Annotated in this window: 7 protein-coding genes; 6 read left to right on the top strand and 1 reads right to left on the bottom strand. The window is 58.6% G+C overall.

Going from position 1 to position 4,272, the window contains the following annotated elements:
- The 3 genes from AC1D35_RS34930 to AC1D35_RS34920 all read left to right on the top strand — a co-directional run.
- The coding region (locus AC1D35_RS34930; RefSeq protein WP_477942472.1) for an outer membrane protein at positions 1-186 on the top strand (186 nt) is incomplete at its 5' end.
- 307 nt (positions 187-493) lie between these two features.
- On the top strand, positions 494-1,153 hold the full coding sequence (locus tag AC1D35_RS34925) for a response regulator (RefSeq protein ID WP_113309067.1): 660 nt from the start codon (positions 494-496) through the stop codon (positions 1,151-1,153).
- A gap of 95 nt (positions 1,154-1,248) precedes the next feature.
- Positions 1,249-2,478, top strand: a complete 1,230-nt coding sequence (locus AC1D35_RS34920) for a sensor histidine kinase (protein WP_477942470.1) — start codon at positions 1,249-1,251, stop codon at positions 2,476-2,478.
- 169 nt (positions 2,479-2,647) lie between these two features.
- Here AC1D35_RS34920 and AC1D35_RS34915 read toward each other — a convergent pair whose 3' ends face one another.
- A complete protein-coding gene (locus AC1D35_RS34915) occupies positions 2,648-2,896 on the bottom strand; it encodes a hypothetical protein (protein WP_477832158.1) in 249 nt (82 codons plus the stop codon).
- A 194-nt stretch (positions 2,897-3,090) separates the two neighbouring features.
- Here AC1D35_RS34915 and AC1D35_RS34910 point away from each other — a divergent pair, with 194 nt between their 5' ends.
- The 3 genes from AC1D35_RS34910 (at position 3,091) to AC1D35_RS34900 (ending at position 4,173) form a co-directional block, all read left to right on the top strand.
- Positions 3,091-3,489, top strand: a complete 399-nt coding sequence (locus AC1D35_RS34910; RefSeq protein ID WP_477942467.1) for a DUF1236 domain-containing protein — start codon at positions 3,091-3,093, stop codon at positions 3,487-3,489.
- A gap of 111 nt (positions 3,490-3,600) precedes the next feature.
- Complete coding sequence (locus AC1D35_RS34905; protein ID WP_477854070.1) at positions 3,601-3,738, top strand: hypothetical protein; 138 nt, start codon at positions 3,601-3,603, stop codon at positions 3,736-3,738.
- Positions 3,739-3,801: 63 nt separating this feature from the next.
- Positions 3,802-4,173 (top strand): response regulator, encoded by a 372-nt coding sequence (locus tag AC1D35_RS34900; protein ID WP_115037904.1) that lies wholly within the window; start codon positions 3,802-3,804, stop codon positions 4,171-4,173.
- Positions 4,174-4,272: the final 99 nt, after the last annotated feature.

Below are 4,272 nucleotides of genomic sequence, written 5' to 3'. Positions count from 1 at the left end.
GAATTCGGCGGCGTAACCTTCCAGGCGCAGGCCGGCGTCGACTTCCGCGTCACCGACAACTGGTCGACCTTCGTGGAATACAAGGGCACCTATTCACGCGTCGACGTGCCGATCGACAGCGGCGACCGCCTGAAGACGAACATCGTCACAAACGCGGTCAATGTCGGTATTTCATACCACTGGTGATCCGCATGGAGCGACCAGTGGGGATATTCGCACGCTGATCGCTATTCCGCCTCAACCAAACAGTAATTTCGGGGCGACGGCTTCTCTGTCCTTCGGCCTGGAGATGGGCTTGCCTGGTTGTCCGAATATGAAGCGGCTCGTGGCTATATGGCAGCGTAGCTTTATAAGGGATTGCTCGATGCTGTCTGTCGCGTTGTCGATGAAAACGAGGTCGCCCGGGCTCGTCGGATGCGCTTGCGGGTCCTGAGCCGGTACAACGAGGCAGGCGCAGGGCGCTTGCAAGACATTGAACCAGTGGGAGTGAATGGTGCGCATACTCTTAGTCGAAGACGACGACCTCATCGGTGAGGCCGTTCGAGACCACATCAATATTGCCGGCTACGCGACTGACTGGGTCCACACGATGGCGGATGCCGAGGCTGCAAGCACATCTGTCGAGTACGGCCTCATTCTCCTTGATCTGCAGCTTCCCGACGGCAACGGGCTGGTTTTCCTCGAGGGTTTTCGAGCACAGGGAGGTCATGCCCCGGTAATCATCCTGACCGCCCGTGATCAGATTTCTGATCGCATCGCCGGTCTTAACGCAGGCGCTGACGACTATTTGATCAAACCATTCAACCTCGGCGAGCTCGAGGCAAGAATCCTCGCTGTCCGTCGCCGCTACGAGGGGCGTCCCCAAAACATCGTCCGGGTTTCCGATATCGTAATTGAACGAGCAACCCATTCTGTCACGGTTGGCGGGCAGGACGTTCAGTTGACCCCACGCGAATGGGCGTTGCTCGATCTGCTCGTCCAGAGGCCTGGAAAGTTAATCACGCAGAAGCGGATCGAGGAAGCCCTCTATGCGTTCGGCGAGGAGGTCGAGAGCAATACTGTGCAGGTCTACATCAGCAGGCTGCGCAAGAAGATCGGGTTGGAGAAGATCAGGACGGCGCGAGGCATCGGCTATATGCTGATGGTTGAATGAGAAAAAATCGCAGCATCATCTACCCTCTTATGACCGCGCTTTCGGGCCTACTGGTCATATTCTGGCTTGGGGCCATCGGACTGGGAATCCTTGTAATGCGCTCGGAATTCGACGAGATCTTCGATGGTGCGCTCAAGGAAACTGGCGAACGATTGCTGGCTATCGTTGAAGAGGGTCGGATTCCAGATATCCGGAATGGTGATCAGCAGGAGCGGACGCCGCTGGCGCCTTCCGCCCACGAATACCTAGTCTACCACGTACGCGCCGCAGACGGACGCATTCTTTTCCATTCAAAGGGCTCCCCTGTAGAGCCGTTCGATGTGCCGCTGACGGCAGGTTTTCATGATTCCGAAAAGTACCGTTTCTACACGGCTGTTAGTGCGAATGGTGCAATATTCCTGCAGGTCGCTGATCAGTTCAGCAACCGGCGCGAAGCCGTCCGCGAAAGCGCGGTGACCATGCTCATCCCGCTAGCCGTCTTGCTGCCACTCAGCTTGCTCTTGATGGCGTGGATTACAAGAAGGGCCGTGGACCCTATCAATAAACTGCGCGAAGCGATCTCGGAGAAGGACGGTGGCAACCTGTCGCCGGTCGAGACGGAGACGACGCCTCGGGAACTGAAGCCAATCGCCCAGTCCGTGAACCTTTTGCTTCAGCGCGTGCGGGCGACGATCGATGCGGAAAGGGAGTTCGCCACGCACAGCGCGCATGAACTACGCACGCCTCTGGCCGGGGCGTTAGCCCAGACGCAAAGACTTCTGGCTGAACTGCCGGACGACGCCTTGAAGGCGCGGGCGCGCAATATAGAGCAAGCGCTCGTCAAGCTCGGACATACGTCCGAAAAACTCTTGCAGCTCGCACGGGCAGAGGCCGGCCTCGGGCAGGCTGCGGTCATGACCGATCTCCGCTATGTGCTCGATCTGGTCATAGGGGACTACAAGCGCAATTTGGGAGCGACGCAGCGGCTGGTATATGCAAGTTCGACCAAACCACTGATGCGCATGGTCGATGTTGATGCGCTTGGCATTGTCGTAGGCAATCTCATCGAAAATGCAGTTGTTCATGGAGAGCCAGGCGGCAGGATCGTGATCTCCATCGACGATAAAGGTATCATAGGCATCGCTAGCGACGGTCCGGCGCTCTCTGCGACCGATCTCAAGGGTTTGAAATTGCGGTTTCGTCGCGGGACGACTTCCGCAAAGGGTTCGGGGTTGGGCCTCGCGATTGCCGACACGATGGTCCGGCAGATGGGTGGGGTTCTCGAGCTTTTATCACCCGCAAGCGGACGCGTGGATGGTTTCGAGGCCAGAATCCTACTCCCGTGATGACGCTCCAGGTCATGTCGGCGGCGCGTCGCCATACGGGAGCAGTTTCCTGCGATCAAACCGAGCTGATGTCGGTCACGGCACGCCCCCGAGACGTAGCGGTCGCCTACTCCAAGGGAACTCCGCTAAAGACGGCGATCGAGAGCCGCACGTCGCTTGCCCCGTAGGTTTAGCTTTCGAGGCGGTCGTCACGCATGGATCGAACGACGTCACGTTCGATCTCAAGGCATGCAGTCACGTACTCCTCGAACAGGATTTCCTCGGAAGGATTGAAGCGCATGAACTCGCGGGTCTCGACAGCGAGTTCATAGGCCTCGAACATCTGAAGCTGCCATGGGCGCCGAGCGGACATGATCCGGCTGCGCATCTGTGGCAGGCGCATGGCGAGGCGTCTGCGTCCGACTTCCTTGCGATTCACAATTCCGTGCTCCGGTCCATTGTTCGGTCCGTCGATAATAGCACGTGTGGCATCACGCGCAGCCTTCATCTTCCGTCCGGGACTTTGGTCCGGGTCACCCCCCGGACTGAGGTCGGAGGTCGGGAACAGCGAAGGATTTCCTGCCGTTGGTTCAGCAGCGGTCAAAAAGGCCGCTTGAACAAAAGGAGGATCAGATGCTTTCCAAACTTATCGTAGGTGCGGCCGCAGCCGCGGCACTGATGTCGGGCGTTGCGTTCGCGCAGTCTTCGACGGTTAACGGCGCTGCAGGCGGCGCAGTCACCGGCGCGATCGTCGGCGGCCCTGTCGGTGCTGCCGTCGGTGGTGTTGCTGGTGCCATCGTCGGCACGGTGATCGATCCGCCGCCGGAAAAGGTCGTCACCTATGTCCGTGAGGCACCTGCACCCTCGACCCGCGTCGTAGTCAAGGAGAAGGTCGTCGTCGGTCAGCCGCTTCCGCAAACCGTCGTCGTGACACCGGTTCCGGAAAATTCGAAATATTCATATGCAATCGTCAACAACGAGCGCGTCATCGTCGAACCGTCGTCGCGAAAGGTGATCCAGATCATCAACTGACCGGATCAAGGACGCGCACTTTAAACCGCGTCCGCCCACCCTCAACAGAAATGAAGCCCCACCGCACGTCGACTGCCACGGCGTCGTGCGGCCTCGAAAAGCGAGTATATCATGAAAATCAAGACCCTCTCCGTCCTGATGACGGCGCTGTCGATCGGCGTGTCGCCCGTCACCCACGCCAACGGCGGGCCCCGCCAGCAAGGCAGAATTTTCGTTCAGGTGCAGCAGCCTGACGGCGCAACCAGGTGACACGCTCGGAAAGCGCCATCGTGTGTCGCCTACATTTATTTACAACCGCCTTGGAGAAGAACCATGCGTCTGCTCATCGTCGAAGACGAACCAATAATTGCTCTCGCAATCGAGGAGGTCGCGATCGCCGCGGGATTTGAAATCGCCGGCATCGCGACAAACACGTCCGAAGCTTTGGAGCTTGGACCGGAGGCGGATGTCGCGATTATCGATGTTCGGCTTGGAGACGGCCTCACTGGCCCCTCCATCGCCCGCGCGCTTTTTGCTGGATTCGGACTGGGCGTCGCCTATCTCACAGCGAATCCCGACCTCGTCGAGGACGCCGATGGACATGTCGTCATCACCAAACCGGCCAGCGCCGAAAGGATCAAGGAGGCGTTGTCCCTGGCAGCAAGAGGCGCTCGCGAACAAACGCTTCAAGATCGGTCTGGATAGACGACATAAGACGGGACGACGACGGATTTAATATTCGATTTCTTCTGCGATGCGGAGCGCCGCTGCCTGTCAATGATCGGTAAAGGGAGTCCGCAATTC

It is taken from the genome of Rhizobium sp. P1_E6 (genome assembly GCF_056405875.1).
This window is presented reverse-complemented; position numbering and strand designations above follow the sequence as displayed.

Excerpts from the sequence above, each read along its gene's own strand:
- AC1D35_RS34910 (WP_477942467.1), top strand. The coding sequence starts at position 3,091 with ATGCTTTCCAAACTTATCGTAGGTGCGGCCGCAGCCGCGGCACTGATG.
- AC1D35_RS34920 (WP_477942470.1), top strand. The coding sequence starts at position 1,249 with ATGCGCTCGGAATTCGACGAGATCTTCGATGGTGCGCTCAAGGAAACT.
- AC1D35_RS34905 (WP_477854070.1), top strand. The coding sequence starts at position 3,601 with ATGAAAATCAAGACCCTCTCCGTCCTGATGACGGCGCTGTCGATCGGC.
- AC1D35_RS34900 (WP_115037904.1), top strand. The coding sequence starts at position 3,802 with ATGCGTCTGCTCATCGTCGAAGACGAACCAATAATTGCTCTCGCAATC.